Origin of the sequence: Roseibium polysiphoniae, from assembly GCF_014842925.1 — a bacterium.
In the GTDB taxonomy this organism is placed as follows: Bacteria; Pseudomonadota; Alphaproteobacteria; order Rhizobiales; family Stappiaceae; genus Roseibium; species Roseibium polysiphoniae.
Window position 1 is genome coordinate 342,843 of record NZ_JACYXJ010000002.1, and the last position, 16,917, is coordinate 359,759.

At 58.3% G+C, this 16,917-nt stretch carries 14 protein-coding genes and 1 tRNA gene; 7 read left to right on the plus strand and 8 right to left on the minus strand.

The genetic code is table 11. The features are described from left to right. Positions 1-3: 3 nt before the first annotated feature. Both cobD and IG617_RS05355 read right to left on the minus strand, forming a co-directional pair. Complete coding sequence (gene cobD, locus IG617_RS05350) at positions 4-1,005, minus strand: threonine-phosphate decarboxylase CobD (RefSeq protein WP_192108034.1); 1,002 nt, start codon at positions 1,003-1,005, stop codon at positions 4-6. A 177-nt stretch (positions 1,006-1,182) separates the two neighbouring features. Next, positions 1,183-1,256 (minus strand) — tRNA-Cys (locus IG617_RS05355). A gap of 254 nt (positions 1,257-1,510) precedes the next feature. On the opposite strand from IG617_RS05355, the gene IG617_RS05360 reads away from it, so the two are divergent. The 3 genes from IG617_RS05360 to IG617_RS05370 all read left to right on the plus strand — a co-directional run bounded on the left by IG617_RS05360 (position 1,511) and on the right by IG617_RS05370 (position 4,857). After that, positions 1,511-2,170 (plus strand): protein-L-isoaspartate O-methyltransferase family protein, encoded by a 660-nt coding sequence (locus tag IG617_RS05360; RefSeq protein ID WP_192108036.1) that lies wholly within the window; start codon positions 1,511-1,513, stop codon positions 2,168-2,170. A gap of 288 nt (positions 2,171-2,458) precedes the next feature. Beyond that, the gene (locus tag IG617_RS05365) at positions 2,459-3,814 is read left to right on the plus strand and encodes a TolC family outer membrane protein (protein WP_192108038.1); all 1,356 of its coding nucleotides are present in this window, start codon (positions 2,459-2,461) and stop codon (positions 3,812-3,814) included. A 254-nt stretch (positions 3,815-4,068) separates the two neighbouring features. Beyond that, positions 4,069-4,857 (plus strand): PopZ family protein, encoded by a 789-nt coding sequence (locus IG617_RS05370; RefSeq protein WP_192108040.1) that lies wholly within the window; start codon positions 4,069-4,071, stop codon positions 4,855-4,857. Here IG617_RS05370 and IG617_RS05375 read toward each other — a convergent pair. Then, positions 4,841-5,281, minus strand: a complete 441-nt coding sequence (locus IG617_RS05375) for a DUF1284 domain-containing protein (RefSeq protein WP_192108042.1) — start codon at positions 5,279-5,281, stop codon at positions 4,841-4,843. The two genes, IG617_RS05370 and IG617_RS05375, sit on opposite strands and share 17 nt — an antisense overlap. Before the next feature lie 169 nt (positions 5,282-5,450). Between IG617_RS05375 and IG617_RS05380 the strand changes: the two genes are divergently transcribed. The 3 genes from IG617_RS05380 (at position 5,451) to IG617_RS05390 (ending at position 10,439) form a co-directional block, all read left to right on the plus strand. After that, entirely contained in the window at positions 5,451-8,381 is a 2,931-nt protein-coding gene (locus IG617_RS05380) for a valine--tRNA ligase (protein ID WP_192108044.1), read from the plus strand. Between the two features lie 157 nt (positions 8,382-8,538). Continuing rightward, positions 8,539-9,066, plus strand: coding sequence for a DUF2155 domain-containing protein (locus tag IG617_RS05385; protein WP_420826139.1), 528 nt, complete (start codon positions 8,539-8,541; stop codon positions 9,064-9,066). A gap of 128 nt (positions 9,067-9,194) precedes the next feature. Beyond that, the gene (locus IG617_RS05390) at positions 9,195-10,439 is read left to right on the plus strand and encodes a hypothetical protein (RefSeq protein WP_192108048.1); all 1,245 of its coding nucleotides are present in this window, start codon (positions 9,195-9,197) and stop codon (positions 10,437-10,439) included. Here IG617_RS05390 and aat read toward each other — a convergent pair. The 5 genes from aat to IG617_RS05415 all read right to left on the minus strand — a co-directional run bounded on the left by aat (position 10,436) and on the right by IG617_RS05415 (position 15,485). After that, positions 10,436-11,152, minus strand: coding sequence for a leucyl/phenylalanyl-tRNA--protein transferase (aat, locus tag IG617_RS05395; RefSeq protein WP_192108050.1), 717 nt, complete (start codon positions 11,150-11,152; stop codon positions 10,436-10,438). The two genes, IG617_RS05390 and aat, sit on opposite strands and share 4 nt — an antisense overlap. Positions 11,153-11,170: 18 nt before the next feature. Next, positions 11,171-12,517 carry an acetyl-CoA carboxylase biotin carboxylase subunit gene (gene accC, locus IG617_RS05400; RefSeq protein WP_192108052.1) on the minus strand — a complete coding sequence of 449 codons (1,347 nt, stop codon included), beginning with the start codon at positions 12,515-12,517 and terminating at the stop codon, positions 11,171-11,173. Between the two features lie 13 nt (positions 12,518-12,530). Continuing rightward, positions 12,531-12,998: an acetyl-CoA carboxylase biotin carboxyl carrier protein gene (gene accB, locus IG617_RS05405; RefSeq protein ID WP_192108054.1), complete on the minus strand. Its 468-nt coding sequence runs from the start codon at positions 12,996-12,998 to the stop codon at positions 12,531-12,533. 295 nt (positions 12,999-13,293) lie between these two features. After that, complete coding sequence (locus IG617_RS05410) at positions 13,294-14,094, minus strand: DsbA family protein (RefSeq protein ID WP_192108056.1); 801 nt, start codon at positions 14,092-14,094, stop codon at positions 13,294-13,296. A 65-nt stretch (positions 14,095-14,159) separates the two neighbouring features. Next, entirely contained in the window at positions 14,160-15,485 is a 1,326-nt protein-coding gene (locus IG617_RS05415) for a M48 family metalloprotease (RefSeq protein WP_192108058.1), read from the minus strand. 239 nt (positions 15,486-15,724) lie between these two features. Between IG617_RS05415 and IG617_RS05420 the strand changes: the two genes are divergently transcribed. Further along, positions 15,725-16,894, plus strand: coding sequence for a pyridoxal phosphate-dependent aminotransferase (locus IG617_RS05420; protein ID WP_192108060.1), 1,170 nt, complete (start codon positions 15,725-15,727; stop codon positions 16,892-16,894). Positions 16,895-16,917: the final 23 nt, after the last annotated feature.

Below are 16,917 nucleotides of genomic sequence, written 5' to 3' on the forward strand. Positions count from 1 at the left end.
GCTTTAGAGCGCCTTTTGTGCCTCGGCAAGGGCTTGAGCCAGACGCCTCAAACCTTCGGCTGAACCGGGAAGGCCGAAACGGATCCAGGTTGGCGCATAGTCGAAGACCCTCGTCCAGATATGCTGACGGGCCAGCGCGTCATGCAATTTATGTGCGTCGCGATGGCCAGCCAGGGCGTAAAGTGGGGTGCCGCCAAAAACGCCGAGACCGTTTTCGCCAAGGCAAATGGTCAGATCCGCCATTTCATCGGCAAGCTGACGGACCATGACCTGTTGCCAGTCCTTGTCGTTCAGGGCCGCGCGTCCGATCTCCTGCGCCGGTCCGCTCACCGCCCAGCTGTCGAGGCGCTCACTCATCTGACGTGCAAGGGAAGGGCGTGCTGCCATAAAGCCGAGGCGCAGGCCGGCAAGGCCGAAGAACTTTCCGAACGAACGCAGGACGACGACATTTTCATCCGTGATGTGCGGAAGAAGGCTTGCGCCTGGCATCACATCTGCAAAGGCCTCGTCAAGCACCAGTGCGCCGCCTCTTTCCGTCAGCTCGCGTGCAATGGCAAGAAGGCTTTGCGGATCCGTCAGGCGTCCATCGGGATTGTTCGGGTTGACGATGACCGCGATCTTGGCACGGTCGGGCAGGGCGTGGGGCGTGCTGACTTCTTCAGGCGTTCTGCCTGCACGGGTGAAAGCCGATGCATGGCTTGTGTAGGTCGGGCCACATAGCGCGACCGGCCCCTCTGGCAAAAGGTAGGGGATCTGAGAAATCAGGATCTGTGTGCCTGGACCGGCGACAAGCGCAAGGCTTTCAGGGCAGTCATAGGCTTTGCGGGCAGCGCCAATCAGATGGTCGAGGCCGGCTTGACCCGGCAGGTTCCGCCACGCGGGCCCTGAAACGCCGGTTTCGAGAGGGTAAGCGTGGGGATTGATGCCAGTCGACAGGTCGAGCCAGTCACTCTCGGCGCCGCCGAACCGCTCGATCGCCCAGCTGAGATCCCCGCCATGCAACATGTTTCCTGCCCTCCTTCTTGTTTCTTCCAAGACTCTTAGGCGATTTGGAACGTGTGCGTACAGCCATCTTCCGGCGCGACATCAAGAGGAAGCGGCATTGCTACACGAACGCGTCGCAAATCGCGCGCCGAAAGGACCATAAGGCGTCAAATTGTCGTTTGTGGATTTTGGAGAAGATGGAGGCCTCTGCCGGAATCGAACCGGCGTACACGGATTTGCAATCCGCTGCGTCACCACTCCGCCAAGAGGCCATCCTGTTGCTTCGCGGGGCGAAGTCTTTGAAAATCGACGCGTGGTGAAGCGCCGACCGATGGCCGTGGTGATTAGCAGAGGCTTTGGGAAACCTCAACGGTTCTTTTGCAGTAAAATGACAGGGGTGTGGATGATCTCATGGGCCTGGACAGGCCGATGACCGGGGAAGGGCGCAATCAAGCGCTTGTCAGTGAGGGCCTCACTCGCTAATGAACCAAGGGATGAGAGGCCGCTACCGAGGAAGAGGGTCGAGATGACTGACTTTGCACAGTCCCGCCGCAAGATGGTGGACAACCAGCTGCGTACCAATGATGTGACGGATCATCGGATCCTGGACGCCATGGAATGGGTACCACGCGAGAAGTTCGTGCCCGTCTCCAAGCAGCCGGTGGCCTACATTGATGAAGAGCTTCCCGTCAACGCCGCCGGAACCCGCTTCCTGATGAAGCCGCATATCTTCGGCAAATTGATTCAGCTTGCGGAAATCAGAGAGAACGACGTGGTTCTCGTGATCGGCACCGGCTCCGGATACAGCGCTGCGGTGCTCTCCCGTCTGGCAGCTTCCGTCGTCGCGGTGGAAGAAGATGCGGATCTGTCTGCGAGTGCGTCAGAGATGCTGGTGGATCTCGGCATTGAGAATGCAGCTGTTGTCGAGGGCAAACTGGTTGAAGGCTGTGCTTCGGAAGGGCCATACGATGCGATTGTCGTCGATGGTGCGGTCGAAGAACTGCCTGCCGGCCTTCTCAAACAACTCAAGAGCGATGGCCGCCTCGTGGTGATTGAGGGACAGGGCGGGGCAGCCGCCGCGCGTATCTATCAGAATTCTGATGGCGTTGCGGCATCGCGCTTCGGTTTCAACGCTTCCACGGCACTCTTGCCCGGCTTCGAAAAGGCGCGCGAATTCGTCTTCTGATCATTCGCGGCAATGCCGGTTCTGTCAAAGCCTCCGGAGTGACAGAGCTCCGCGGCTTTATCCCTACTGAAGGCGGTCTTTCATGACCGCCTTTGTCCAATTTCGTGAAAACGTCCTTCCGTTTCAGCCACTGACCGCACCTCGGCACTTCGCTGGCTGATTGTTGCTCTCCTGCAGCAGTCCTTATTTTTTAATGAATCAGCGATCTCGCGCTTGCGTGAAAATACTGGTCAGTTTACTCAAGCTGAACGATAGTACGGCCTTGGCCTAAAGGAGCATCGGTTGGTTATGCGTAAAACGATGAAAACTGCGCTTGTCACTCTCTTCGCAGTGGGCGTGGTGACTTCCTCGGAAGCTGAAACCATCAAGGAAGCCCTGGCTCTTGCTTATGCCAACAATCCGACACTGAATGCGGCGCGCGCCGAATTGCGCGGTGTCGATGAGAATGTTCCGCAGGCACTTGCAGGTTGGCGTCCCACGGTCTCGGCAGAGGCTGACGTCGGTTCGATCCGCAGCAGCTATGGCGGGTCACAGTATTACCGCAACAACGCTTCCATCTCGCTGGCTGTCAGCCAGACGGTCTTTCGCGGCTTCCGAACCGTGAACTCGACACGTCAGGCCGAAGCAATCGTTCGGGCACAGCGCGAGAGCCTGAGTTCGACCGAGCAAGACGTGCTTCTGGCGGCCGCGCAGGCCTATGTTGACGTGATCCGGGATACGGCGCTCGTCTCCCTTCAGCGCAGCGACTTGCAGTTCTTGAGCGAGCAGGTTCGTGCTGCCAACGACCGTTTCGAAGTGGGTGAGGGAACCCGTACGGATGTCTCGCAGGCGGATGCCCGCCGCGCTGAAGCCCAGGCGAACCTCAACACCGCGCTGGCCAACTTGAACACAAGCCGGGCGATCTATCGTCAGATTGTCGGTTTGGAGGCGAAGAACCTTTCTGCCGATACCCGGATCAGTGTGCTGGTTCCCAAGTCCATCGACGAAGCGCTTCGGATCAGCGAAGACGATCAACCGTTGATCCAGCAGGCCCAGCATCTGGTTGATGCCGCGATTTTCGCGACCAAGGCGATCGAAGGTGAATTGCTGCCGACAGTGTCTGTTGACGGAAGTGTCAGCAGGAGCTGGAATCCTTCGGACTCTGTCGCGACCCAGAATGCTGCGTCGGTTTATGGCCGGGTCAGCATTCCGATCTATCAGGCCGGTTCGGTCAGCTCGCGGGTTCGCCAGTCCAAGGAAGAACTCAGCCAGACCCGTTTGCAGCTCGATGTGACCCGCGACCAGGTCCGGGCCAATGTGATTTCTGCCTGGGGTGTCTATCAGGCGGCGGAAGCTTCGATCAGCGCGGCCCGTTCGGCGGTCGAAGCGCAGCAGCTTGCACTTGAAGGTGTTATCGAAGAGCAGCGCGTCGGGCAGCGCACGACGCTCGATGTGCTTGATGCACAACGTGAATTGGTCAACCAGCGCGTGAATCTCGTGACCGCTCAGCGCAACCGAATCGTTGGCGGATATCAGCTCGTTTCATCGATCGGACGTCTGGACGCTGACACGCTGAACCTGTCCATTGCCCGTTACAAGCCGAAAGAGCATTACACGGCTGTTCGCGACAAGTGGTTCGGATTGCGCACGCCGGATGGCCGCTAAAGCTCGAATCTGATCTTTTCTTTCAATGTATCCAATCCTTTAGGGAAACATTCACGCTGCCGCTAGGTAAATCTGGCGGCGGCGGCTTTTGTTTAGACTTCTCCGCTAGAACCAGCTTACAGGGGATAAGGCGAAGACAGTTGGCCGCTTCGCTTTTCGCTTGCCCTTTGGCCCCACTATAATTTCGGTTAACGAATCGTTCAGTTTTGCGGCGATCGATTCGATAGCGTAGCCGATCAGTACTGGGGGTTTATATGGCGCAGGCGAGCCAGGCTGAAGAGCCGTCGATGGAGGAGATCCTCGCGTCGATCCGCCGGATCATATCCGACGAAGATACCCAGGCCAAAGATGGCGATGCAGGCGCGGACGCGCCTGAAGATAACCCAGTTGAAATCGAGGCGGCTGACGATATGGGTGACTCTGCAGAGATGAACCAGGATGACCTGGACAAGCTCTTTGACATGGATGATGACGACGACGTTGCAGAGCCCGAATCCGAGGCGGCGGCGGATGATGACATGGCCGCAGCCATGGCCGAGGTCGCTGCCGAGGAAGAGGTCGAAGAAGAAGACGATATCCTCGAGCTGACCGAGGAACTGGAACTTTCCGAAGAAGACATGTCGGTTGCCGAGGAGCCGATGGAGCTTGTCGGCGGGATGCCGGAAGATCTGGATGCGGACGGCAGTGACGTTGCCTTCGTCGAAGAGAGCGAAGAGCCGGCCGTCAGCATGAGTGCGTTGATGGCGGCGGCCGCGCCGAAGCCTGCGCCCAAGTCGACGATCGAGACAGCACCCGTTCCCGATGAAGATCTTCCAGACGTGGCAGACGATGCGCCGCTGACGTCAGACATGACCGGTGAAGCAGTCAACGCTGCCTTCGACAACCTCTCGAACCTCTTCGTGGGTGGTCAAGCACAGACCGTGGAAGAACTCATCCGCGAGATGTTGCGGCCGATGTTGAAGGCGTGGCTTGATCAGAACCTTCCCGGCATGGTCGAACAGATGATCAAGAAGGAAATCGAGCGGGTCACCCGCCGGCGCTAGGCGGCAGCTGGAGACGGCAATCCCTAAAGCCGTCTTGAGCGATCTGACTGCAGAGGTGATGCCATTCACATCCCTCACATCCGCCGCGAATGGCGCCGTTTGCAAACGCGCGGCGCAACAGCATCAGTTCCCTGCTATCCCACCGGATTTCCTCTCCAGCCAAGATGTCGTGTCCAAGGACACGGCCAATCTCGCGGCGTGCCAGAAGGTCTCGTGACCGCACACTGTCGTTGTGGCAATGACAGGTCTTTTCATCCAGCATTGGCCGGCAAATGTCGTCCGGGCCTTCAATCAGCAGGATCGGTTCGCCGTTGTTCAGGCGGCGGATCATCTTTGAATAGTTGCTGACGAAGGCAGGCGTGTAGCCCTTGCCCAAGTAAGTCAGCATGCAAAGAAGATGGTGGGCGCGCAAGGAAACCGGCATTCCGGTCTTATGGCAGGGATCGGCTGTTTGCCCAAGTCTTTCCTGTCCGCCTTTGGCCGGTGACGCTCTTGGCTATGGCGCGGCACCTAATCGTGGTCTAAGCAGTTGACTTGACCTGCCGCATCCGATTTACACGGCGGATATCACGAAAGACTCCCGAGATCTCCTTATGCTTGACAAGAATTACGAAGCGGCAAGCGTCGAACCGCGGATTTATGAAACCTGGGAAAATGCTGGAGCCTTCAAGGCCGGCGCCGGTGCCAAGGAAGGTGCGGATGCTTTCACGATCGTAATTCCGCCGCCGAATGTGACTGGCTCCCTGCATATGGGCCACGCGCTCAACAACACGCTTCAGGACATTCTCGTCCGCTGGAAGCGCATGCAGGGCTTTGACGTTCTCTGGCAGCCGGGCACCGACCACGCGGGCATTGCGACCCAGATGGTTGTCGAGCGCGAGCTGGCCGAACATCAGCAGCCGGGACGCCGCGAAATGGGCCGCGAAGCCTTTGTCGAACGGGTCTGGGAACAAAAGCGCAAGTCGGAAGGTACGATCCTCGGTCAGCTGAAGCGCCTTGGCGCGTCTTGCGACTGGAGCCGCACCGAGTTCACCATGTCGGAGAACCTGTCGGCCGCCGTTCTGAAGGTCTTTGTCGACCTCTACAATGAGGGCCTGATCTACAAGTCCAAGCGTCTGGTCAACTGGGATCCGAAGTTCGAGACGGCGATCTCCGATCTGGAAGTCGAGAACATCGAATCCGATGGCCACATGTGGCACTTCAAATACCCGCTGGCCGGCGGCGAAACCTACGAATATGTCGAGAAGGATGAGGACGGTAACGTCACCCTTCGTGAGACGCGCGACTATATCTCCATCGCGACGACCCGTCCGGAAACCATGCTGGGCGATGGCGCGGTTGCCGTTCATCCAGATGATGAGCGCTACAAGCCGATTGTCGGCAAGCTCTGCGAAATCCCGGTCGGCCCGAAAGAGCATCGCCGTCTGATTCCGATCATCACCGACGAATATCCGGACCCGGATTTCGGCTCCGGCGCGGTGAAGATCACCGGCGCGCATGACTTTAACGATTATCAGGTCGCGCTTCGCGGCAAGATCCCCATGTACCGTCTGATGGACACCAAGGGTGCTCTGCGTTCTGACGGTGCGCCTTATGATGAAGAGGCCAAGAAGGCCCAGGCGATCATCGATGGCGCCGAGATGTCGATCAACGAGATCGATCTGATCAACATTGTTCCTGATGATCTGCGCGGGCTTGATCGCTTCGAGGCACGCAAGAAGGTCATCGATCAGATCACGGCAGAGGGCCTTGCGGTCATGGTCGCAAGTGACCATCCGGAAGTCGCCTGGATGAAGGGCAAGGCTCCAGAGTGGAGGCTCGACGGCAAGGCGGTCATTCAAAAGCTCGGTGAAGACGAGGAGGGTCCTGAGACCCTGCCGATGGTCGAATCCAAGAAGATCATGCAGCCTTTCGGTGACCGCTCCAAGGTCGTCATCGAGCCGATGCTGACGGACCAGTGGTTTGTCGACGCCAAGACCCTGGCGGCACCTGCTCTCAAGGCGGTTCAGGACGGCGACACCAAGTTCGTTCCAGGCAACTGGGACAAGACCTATTACAACTGGCTGAATGACATTCAGCCTTGGTGTATCTCCCGCCAGCTCTGGTGGGGTCACCAGATCCCGGTCTGGTATGACGAAGACGGCAATGAGTATTGCGCGCAGAGCGAAGCCGAGGCCGTGGAGATGGCCGGTGGCAAGGCGCTGACGCGCGATGAGGATGTCCTCGACACGTGGTTCTCGTCAGCGCTTTGGCCGTTCTCGACCCTTGGCTGGCCGAACAAGACGCCGGAGCTTGAGCGCTACTACAAGACCGACGTTCTGATCACCGGTTTCGACATCATCTTCTTCTGGGTCGCCCGTATGATGATGCAGGGTATTCACTTCATGGACGAAGTGCCGTTCCACACCGTCTACATCAACTCGATCGTGGTCGATAAGAACGGGAAGAAGATGTCGAAGTCGCTCGGCAACGTTCTCGATCCGCTTGACCTCATTGCGCAATTTGGCGCCGATGCGACCCGTTTCGCTTTGGCCAGCCAGGAAGTGCAGGGACGGCGCACGCTGCGCATGTCCGATCAAGCAGCTGAAGGCGGTCAGCGCTTTGCAACCAAGCTGTGGAACGCCGCACGCTTTGCCGAGATGAACGGCTGTGCCCGCGTGGAGAGTTTCGACCCGGCGACCACAAAGCTGACGCTGAACCGCTGGATTGCGACGGAAACCGGACGCTGCATCACCGAAGTGACCAAGGCGCTTGAAGACTACCGCTTCAACGACGCTTCCAGCGCTGTTTATCGCTTCGTCTGGAATTCCTTCTGCGACTGGTTCCTGGAACTGGCGAAACCGGTCTTCAACGGCGACGATGAGGCGGCGAAGGCGGAAACGCGGGCAACCGCTGCCTGGGCCATCGACGAGATCCTGAAGGTGTTACATCCGTTCATGCCGTTCCTGACAGAAGAGCTCTGGGAGCGTTTGGGCGACGAGGGCGTCAAGGCAGACGGCATGTTGATGCTTTCAGCGTGGCCTGCGCCTCACGTCGAAGACGAGGCTGCTGCCGACGAGATCAACTGGTTGGTTGGCTTGATTTCGGAGATCAGATCGGTTCGCGCGGAAATGAACATTCCGGCCGGTGCCAAGGTTCAGCTTGTTGTCGTCGGTGCGAATGACCAAACAACGGCCCGCATCAACACACACGCCTCTGCCGTTCAGCGGCTTGCGCGTGCGGAAACCATCGAGATGGCGGATGCTGCACCTGCAGGCTCTGCCCAGATCATTGTTGGCGAAGCCACGGTCTGCATTCCGCTGGCCGGGGTGATTGATCTTGGTGCCGAGAAAGCCCGTCTGACCAAGGATGCTGGCAAGCTGGAAGGCGAGATCTCGAAAATCGAGAAGAAGCTCGGCAATCCGAAATTCGTCGAGAAGGCGCCGCAAGACGTGGTCGATGGCGAAAAGGAAAAAGTGACCGAAGCCAAGGCCAAGCTGGAAAAAATCCAGGTGGCACTCGGACGCCTGGCGGAAATCGGCTGAAGCCATAGAAAGTCTCATTGGGGAAGGCCTGGATAAGCTCTTGTCTTTTCCGGGCCTTATTCCGATGCTAGCAGCGATCCTCAAACGGGTTCGGACAGCTGGACGGGATGAAATGGGCAAATTGCCGATGAGCATACGGATTGGAAAACGCGGGAAAATGGGCGTGTCTTTTTGGAAGCTTGCCGCAGGTGCCGTTCTTCTTCCGCTCATGAGCGTTCCGGCTTTGGCCCAGAACGAGACGAGCGAAAAGATCGAAAATCCTGTCGCCGTCTTTTCAGGTCTCGACAAGATCACCGGCCGGATCATCTCCTTCGATGTCTACATCGGAGAGACGGTGCAATTCGGCGCGTTGCAGGTGACGCCGAGGGTCTGCCATACTAGGCCCGCGACGGAAACTCCGCTGACGACATCCTTTGTTCAGGTTGACGAGATCACGCTCAACAATGAGGTTCGACGGATCTTTTCGGGCTGGATGTATGCCGCGAGCCCGGGACTTCATGCCGTGGAACATGCGGTTTATGATGTGTGGCTGACCGATTGCAAGCTCAGCTCCAATGTTCCGCCACCTGAAGGGTATTCAGGCCCTCCGGTCCAGCAAGGTGTTGCTGACGGTGATGATCCACTCGCTGGTCCTGACGATGGCGTCAACAGCGGTCCAGTGCCACCACGGCCCAAACCCTTCTGATCCGACTTGATACCACTGTCCGTTCTTTTTGACGGGCTGTTCTGCGGTATTCTTGAGGTGAAAGATCACAGGTCCGGTCCTTTCGCGTCTGGCAAGTAGACCCACTTGCCGACAGATAAGGACCGGTCATGAAAATCGTCACCTACGCAAAGACGAATCCTCACTTCGACACCGTGATGGCCCTGATTCAAGTCCGCCTGAAGGCACGGTTGGCTGGCTGTCTCGACCTGTGCAGTCCCACGCAAACCCCGCTCCTGAAGCAGGCTGACTTCAGCGAGTTTTTGTGCCGCACGGAAAACCCGGTCGATTTCAAATTTTTGAGCTTTGGCTTCAAGAAGAACAAGGATCCGGCGAACCTCTATCCGCTGCGTTACATTCGTGGCGTGACGGCCAAGATGCAGCAGTTCTACGTCGGGTCGGATTCCAAGAACGCGGACACGGGCTCTCAGCAAGAACTCAACCTCGGCGAGATCAAGAAAATTGAAAAGATCACGACCTTCTTCGCCTCGCCGAAGGAGGCGCAGGGGGCGAAGCAGGATCGCTACAAGAGGCGCATCATTGCCTTTGTCATCACCTATACTGGGGTCGATAATGACAGCCATGAGCAGCTCATCTGCTCGCCCAGCAGCGAATTTTACTCAATTGGCCAGAAGTACCCGGATGCAATTCGAGCAAATTGCCTCGATTATCTTAACACGTATGCCAAGAACAATCCGGCCTACTATATTGCCTATGAAGAAAATGCCGACGGTCTGAATTTCTATCCGGATCCGGCTGCGCCGACCAAGCCCATCCAGATCACCAATGTTGCCTATGATGCGGTCAATGGGGCCAGCAAGGATTACATCGCCAACCTGGCGCTGATCTCAACCGTGTCGATAGATCCAGCCGAACTGGTGCCGCCGGCGGTGGAGACAGTCACGTTCCAGATTCCGTTCCGCAAAAACACCACGGGCAATGAGATCAAGCTGGAGTCGGAAAGCAGTGCCTCATCAAGCTATCGAAGCGTGGTCGCGACGCAGAAGACCCACAATTTTTCGATCGGTATTCCCAACATAAGCGTAAAGGTTCCAGGCGGGCCGAGTGTCGCGATCGGCAAGATCGCGGGGTATACCTATGGCTCATCACACGGGGAGACTGTCGAGGAAAACACCGGCAGCGCTTCAACCTCCAAGGTGTCGCAGACGATCCCGGCAGATGCCTATGTCCTCGAGGACTTCCAGCATTCAAAGGACTTCGAGGCGAGCGCGAAAATCCAGATGTTCAACGCGGCGTCCAAGGAAGTGATGGAAGTGTCGGTTCCAACCAACGTACCTTGCTTCAGTGTGGCCAATGATGATGCGTTGGCCGAAGCGATTGTGGACTCAATCTAGTCCTTGCCAACGGCCTGGCTGGCCGTGTCGTCGGGTGCCGAGGATGCCGCCTGGAGAATGGCCATGACTTCTTCTCCGCGGGCATCTGAGGCAAGGGCGAAGAAATCGCCGTCCAGCTGGAGGGCCTTGGCCAGTTCCACGTTGTAGATGTCGCGTGAAACTTCGATGGTTCCGAAGCGTGACAGGTGATCAGTGACGAACTGGGTGTCCAGAAGATGGAAACCGCCGGCGATCATACGGGCAACCAGATGCGTGAGACACACTTTGGAAGCATCGGTCTCACGGGTGAACATGCTCTCGCCGAAGAAAGCGCCGTTCAGATTGACGCCATATAGCCCGCCGACAAGCCGGTTGCCCTGCCAGGCCTCTACGGTCTGGCAATGGCCCATGTCAAAGAGTTCGCCATAGAGACGGCGAATCTCCTTGTTGATCCAGGTCTTTGGGCGATCTGGAACGGACGCGGCACAACAGTCGATCACGGCTTCGAAGTCCGTGCTGATCCGGATCTCGAAGATATCGGAGCGCACGGTGCGCTTCAGCCGCTTGGGGATGTGAAAACTGTCGAGCGGCAGCATGCCCCGGCGCTCTGGCTCGAGCCAGAACAGGCCAGCGTCTTCTGCGGATTCCGCCATCGGAAAAAGGCCACAGGCATAGGCTTTCAGCAAAACCTGCGGCGTTATTTCCATAATGATGTCGTCGCTGTGCTCTGCCATGGCGGCACTTGCCGAGGGTTAGCTCGTCTTCTGCTCCAGGTATTGTTCCAGCCAATGAATATCATACTGACCGTTAGCAATATCCTGATTGTCCACGAGATCGCGGAACAGCGGTATGGTTGACTTGATCTCGTCGACGACAAATTCGTCCAGGCAGCGGCGCAGACGCATCATGCATTCGACGCGGTTGCGGCCATGAACGATGAGCTTGCCGATCAGGCTGTCGTAGTACGGCGGGATCTTGTAGCCCTGATACACACCACTATCCACGCGCACGCCGAGACCGCCGGGCGTGTGGTAATAGGTGATCGTGCCGGGTGACGGCATGAAGGTCCGCGGGTCTTCCGCGTTGATGCGGCACTCGATGGCATGACCCTCGAAACGGATGTCGTCCTGGGTCATGTCGAGAGAACCGCCAGCTGCGATCCGGATCTGCTCATTGACCAGATCGATGCCGGTGATCATTTCGGTGACCGGATGCTCGACCTGAAGGCGCGTATTCATCTCGATGAAATAGAATTTGCCGTTTTCATAGAGGAACTCGACCGTGCCGACGCCGCGGTACTTCAGCTTGCGCATGGCCGCAGCGACAATCTCACCGATTTCGGAACGCTGTTCCTCGTTGAGAGAGGGAGAAGGGGCTTCCTCAAGCACCTTCTGGTGACGGCGCTGAAGCGAGCAGTCGCGTTCGCCCAGATGGATCGCATTGCCCTTGCCATCGCCGAGAACCTGGATCTCGATATGACGCGGCTTGCCGAGATACTTCTCCATGTAGAGGGCATCATCGCCAAACGCAGCCTTGGCTTCGGCGCGGGCGTTGGACAAGGCGTCGTCGAGATCTGCTGCCGTCTTGGCAACCTTCATCCCGCGGCCGCCGCCGCCGGATGCTGCCTTGACCAGAACGGGAAAGCCAATCTCGCGTGCAATGGCGTGTGCATCGTCCTGCGGTGTGACCGCGCCATCTGAGCCGGGAACCACGGGAATGCCGAGTTCCTTGGCCGTCTGCTTGGCCTGGATCTTGTCGCCCATGATCTTGATGTGATCAGAGGTCGGGCCGATGAAGACAATGTTGTGCGCTTCGAGGATCTCCGCAAAGCGTGCGTTTTCCGACAGGAAGCCGTAGCCCGGATGGACCGCGTCTGCGCCTGTGATTTCGCAGGCCGCCAGAAGCTGAGGGATATTCAGGTAACTGTCGCGGGCCGCAGGAGGGCCGATGCAGACGCTTTCGTCGGCAAGGCGCACATGCATTGCATCCGCGTCAGCCGTCGAATGAACTGCAACCGTGGAGATTCCGAGTTCCTTGCAGGCACGCAGGATGCGCAAGGCGATTTCACCGCGGTTGGCAATGAGGATCTTTGAGAACATGCCGAGGCGGTCCTTATTCGACGATGATGAGCGGTTCGCCGAACTCGACGGGCTGGGCGTCGGATACGAGGATTTCCTTGACCGTGCCGGCCTTGGTGGCCGGAATGTGGTTCATGGTCTTCATCGCTTCGATGATCAGAACCGTCTGACCCTCGGCAACCTTGTCGCCGACTTGAACATATGCACGTGCGCCCGGCTCAGGCGAGAGATAGGCGGTGCCGACCATTGGCGAGGCCAGTGTGCCAGGATGCGGACCACTGGCAGCAACAGGTGCCACGGGAGCAGCAGGTGCTGCTGGAGCTGGCGCAGGTGCAGCAGCGGGAGCTGCGACGGTCACCGGAGCGTCGAAATGGAGCTGGCGAGCAACGCGAATGCGGAAGTCCGACTGTTCCAGCTCGATCTCGCTCAGGTTCGTCTCGTCCAGAAGGACGGCGAGGTCGCGGATCAGGTCCGTGTCAAACTTCTTGTTATCTTTCGACATGTGTCAGGACTTTCGTATTCGAGCTTTCAAAACCAAGCTGCATGAGGCGTGCCGGGAGGTAGCGCTCATGGCGAGGAAAAGGCGAGGGGACGGACCAAGCACGCAGGCTTTTGTCCATCCCCGGTCAGCTTTCTTTTGTGACGCTGCCCAAACCCCCGGGGACCATGCGGCCACAAGCGATCAAACAGCAAGATCTTTTGTCCACGTTCAAGAACGCGGTCTTGAAGACCTTATAGGCATTGATTATGGCGAGGAAAAGCCCCGATTGCTCATGCCGTTAATCGAAATCGACAGATCAACAGGTGGTTTCACCACAATTGCGCATGGAAGAGATCTTGCTCTTGAGTTGATCATAGCCGACAGCGCCCATTACGACTTCCTCGCCAATAACATAGGAAGGGGTGCCCGTCAGGCCGAGGCGGTTCGCCAGCGAATAGACTTCCTCGATGGTCTGCCCGGCTTCATCGGTAACCAGAACAGCTCCGAGCTCTTCTTCGGAAAGACCGATGTCGGTTGCTGCCTTGAGTGCGCTGGCGCGATTCGCCTGGCCGCGCTGAAGCAGAAGAGCCTCATGGAAGTCAGCGTATTTTGCCGGAGCAACACTGTTCACGGCCACGGCGACCTGGGCCGCTTCGACAGATCCCTGACCAAGGACCGGAAACTCCTTCAGGACGATCTTCAAGTTGTCGTCTTCTTCCATCAAACGGACCATGTCGCCATAGGCGCGCTTGCAGTAGCCACAATTGTAGTCAAAAAACTCCACAAGAGTGACGTCACCGTCCGGATTGCCGAGAACAACTTGCCGTGCGGAGTTGAACAGAACGTCAGCGCTATCAGAAACAGCCTGCAGCCTGGCCTGCTCGGCTGCGGCCTTTTCACGGCGGTCGAGTTCCTCAAGTGCTTCCCGGATAACTTCCGGGTTCTCGATCAGATACTCGCGCACGATGGTCTCGACGCCTGAGCGGTCAAGATCCTGGGCAACTGTCGGAGAAGGGGCAAGGACGGTTGCGAGCGCACAGGCACTGACGGCCGTTGCGAGAACAAGGCGTCGGCTGGCGCGGGAGGCGCGCTGCAATGCTGCAGAAAGAGCGAACATGAAAAACTCCTGAGCCGCTTCGTGTTGCGGCGTGTTTATCGGGCGCGGCGTGGGCGAAAGAGCGCCTATCGCCGTTTCAGTTGAGGCGGTTTGTAGGAGACAATATCATCTGCTTGAAGCCATGCGGGTGTCCCGCGCTTCAAATTCTTTTGAGCACGGGCAGCGTAGCGCTTTGCCGCACCGAAATCGCCAGCGACCATGAGACCCTTCGCGGTCGCCAGATCGGCCTCCGGACGCTCGCCCTGGCGGGCATGGGCAATTGCAAGCTGGCTGTAGCCGACGCTTGAGTTGGCGTCACGCTGCAGGCCTTTTTTCAGAACGCTTTCGGCCTCGGGCAGGACGGCCGGGTTGTTCGAACCGACCAAGGCGTAGCCCAGCCAGATCAGAAATTGCCCTTCATTCGGTCGCAGGGAAACAGCCTTTCGGAAGGGTGCGATGGCGGCTTTCGGATTTCCGCTTTCCAGCAGCGCCTGACCTTTGACTTCATAAAAGTACGGGTTGTTTGGCTGCTCCCGGATCAGGGCATCGATCTGCTTGATGGCATCGCGGCGCCGGCTCTTGGTGGCGGCAATTGCGCGTGCATAACGCGCCGGCATGCTCCGGTCAGACCGGGGGTAGGCCCTTGCGACAGCATTCGGGTGCGATGTGTAGGCCAGCAGCTTGGCGCGCACCATGTCATGGCGTTGCTGAAGCGCGCGCGGTGCGGGCGTGTTGAAATACTTGCTCTTTTGCGCGGAACTGGCCAGCTGGCGGTATCTGTCGCGCGCCATCGGATGGCTCATGGCATAGGGGTCTGCGAAGCGGGCGGAGAACATCTGCTGCTCCGCAAAGCGCTCGAATGTCTTCAACATGCCCTTGGCGCTTTGGCCTGTTGCGTTCAGATACTTCAGGGCGGCCCGGTCGGCAGCTGCCTCTTCGCCGCGCTGGTAGGATAGAAATGACCGTTGGCCGACGGATCCAGCCCCCAGAATCGCCGCCGCGCCGCCCGAGGCTGCGCCGGCAGATCCTGCGGCCGTTCCCGCTGCCATGGCGCCAGCACCCAAGATCATGCCGATGACCGACATGATTTGAGCGTTGGCCGCAGCCGAGCGCAAGCGCACCAGATGCCGGCCGGCAATATGCCCTGTCTCATGGGCAATGACACCGGTCACCTCGCCAGGGGTTTCCGCCTCCATGACGACGCCGACATTGATGAACATGCGGCGACTGTCTGGAACGAAGGCGTTGAAGCTCTTGTCGTTGACGAGGATGATTTCCACGGGCGAGTTGCCGATCCCGGCGACCTTGAAAATGGGCGCGGCATAACTCTTGAGAAGGTCTTCGGTTTCGGCGTCGCGAACGAGAGACAGCTTCCCGCGTTGAGCAGTCGCAGGCGTGGAAACAACCGGCATCGCAAAAGCCAGCGCACAGGCTCCGGCGACGACACGACGCCACAAATGTCGACCGGTTTCTTGGCCAAGCTTCTGTTTTCGCGCCGGCAAATCCCTCAATTCCGTCACAAATGCACCCCTTCAAGCGTTGCCTGACCGTATTTGAGGCAGGTGGTCATGGTCAAGCATGGCTATCGTTACAAATCGGTCACCAAGGTGTTAGAAGCAAGCCGCACGGAAACCACTTGGAGTTTATGTGAATGTCAGAGAACGGACGATCTATTTCCCGCCGCAGCGATGTGGCCCCGTTTCTGGCGATGGAGGTTTTGATCGAGGCCGCCAGGCTGGAGGATCAAGGCAGACAGATCATTCACATGGAGGTGGGGCAGCCAGGGGTTCAAGCGCCCGAGGCCGCCCGCAACGCTGCAAAACATGCTCTGGATACGAAGCTTATCGGCTACACCGAGACGGCCGGCGTCATTCCGCTGCGCGAACGCCTGTCGCGCTATTACCTCGATACCTATGGCTTGGAAGTGGACAAGGATCGGTTTGTCGTCACCACTGGTTCGTCGGCCGCCTTCAATCTCGCCTTTCTCGCAGCGTTTGACCCGGGCGACCGGATCGTCCTGACATCGCCGGGGTATCCGGCCTATCGGGGGATCATCAAAGCGCTCGGACTTGTTCCCGTCGAGATCGAGGTGGGGCCCGAAACCCGCTGGAGCCTCACCCCGGACCTGATTGCCGAAGCGCAAAGGGAAGGGCCGGTAAAGGGTGTCTTGGTGGCCAGTCCTGCCAATCCGACGGGAACCATGATGACGCCGCAAGCGCTGGCCGAGCTGGTTTCCTATTGCGACGACGAAGACATCTGGTTCATCTCGGACGAGATTTATCATGGCCTGATCTACGAAGGGCGTCAGGAAACCGCCCTGGCCACGTCGGACAAGGTCATCGTGATCAACAGCTTTTCGAAATACTTCTGTATGACGGGCTGGCGGATTGGTTGGATGATCCTGCCAGAATGCCTGCTCAAGCCGATCCACCGCATTGCCCAGAGCCTTTATATTTCACCGCCGGAATTGTCCCAGATCGCCGCGACCGCGGTTCTCGACTGCGGTGACGAGCTTGAAGAGGTGAAGGCAGGTTACGCCCGGAACAGGGCTTTGTTGTTGGAGGGGCTGCCAAAGCTTGGCTTTGACCGGTTGCTGCCCGTCGACGGTGCATTCTACATCTACGCCGATACCCGGGATTTTTCCTCCGACTCGCTCCAGTTCACCCGTGAAATGCTCCACGGGGCAGGTGTCGCAGCCACACCCGGTGCCGACTTTGACCTTGTGCACGGCGGCAATTTCATGCGGCTCTCGTTCGCCGGTGCGCATGACGACATGAAACAGGCGCTGGTGAACCTCTCCGACTGGCTGGGAAATCGCTAAAGCCCGAAAGTGGTGAGACAGAC